This window comes from Aquimarina sp. Aq78 (assembly GCF_900299525.1).
In the GTDB taxonomy this organism is placed as follows: domain Bacteria; phylum Bacteroidota; class Bacteroidia; order Flavobacteriales; family Flavobacteriaceae; genus Aquimarina.
Genome location: NZ_OMKA01000035.1, coordinates 1 through 1,037, shown reverse-complemented (window position 1 = coordinate 1,037; position 1,037 = coordinate 1). Strand labels below are relative to the sequence as shown.

Genomic DNA, 1,037 nt, shown 5'->3' with positions numbered 1-1,037 from the left:
TGTCTCGTCCTAAAAAAAGTTTACATATTTATACTTAATCCTAAAATAGATTTACATCTATATTTTAATCCTATTATTGTAAACCAATAATAGGATTTTTTATATAATAATTCTTCCATAGTTTTTCAGTTATTAGATTATTTTGATGTACCTGATTTGGAGTAAGGTTTCCAATGCTCATATGTGGTCTCTCATTATTATATAAGTTAACAACTGTTTCTAATAGCTCAGTAGCCTCTTGTATATTTTCTACTTGATAATCGTTTAAATATTCTTCTTTGATGATTCCATTTACTCTTTCTGCTATAGCATTTTCCAACGGATCTGGATTCTCTGTCATACTAATATCAATATTGTTGTTTTGTAATAACTTCACATATTCATTACTACAATATTGAGTACCTCTATCTGAATGATGTATAAGCTGTATTTGATCATCAGGAGTTTTATCCAAACTGGCTATTGCCATTTGTAAGGCTTGAATCGTTCCTGAGGTTTGTAAATGATTAGCTAAATGATATCCAACTATTTTTCTTGAAAAAGCATCTGTAATCAGACTTATGTAGACAAAATTTGCTTTAATTTTCCAATAAGTAATATCACTAACCCATAATTGATTAGAAGCTTTTGGGGTAAAATCTCTAATAAGATTTGAGTACTTCTTAAACCTATGAAAAGAATTTGTAGTGATTGTTTGTCTTTTTTTACGTCTAACCAAAAGATTATTGGCTGATAAAACATCGAATAACCGATCTCTTCCTATTTTTATTTGATGAGCTATTAGAAAAGGTTGTAAAAGTTCATAAAGCTTTCTTGTACCCATATGTCGATGATTCTTTCTAATTCTTAGTACTTCAGAGACAATTAATTCATCCTCGAAAGAGAGTTGTTCTTTATACCAAAAATGCTGATAATAAGCTTGACGAGTAACTCCAAGTAATCGGCAGAATCTGCCTAAACTAACCTTTGGATAAAGGGTTTTCATCTCTTGGATTACTTGGTATTGGACTTTTTTACAATCTTGATTTTAAATTCAT

Annotated in this window: 1 protein-coding gene; it reads right to left on the bottom strand. The window is 29.4% G+C overall.

Features of this window, described 5'->3' with window-relative positions:
- Positions 1 to 73 precede the first annotated feature (73 nt).
- On the bottom strand, positions 74 to 994 hold the full coding sequence (locus DG435_RS25055; protein ID WP_255412116.1) for an IS3 family transposase: 921 nt from the start codon (positions 992 to 994) through the stop codon (positions 74 to 76).
- Positions 995 to 1,037 lie beyond the last annotated feature (43 nt).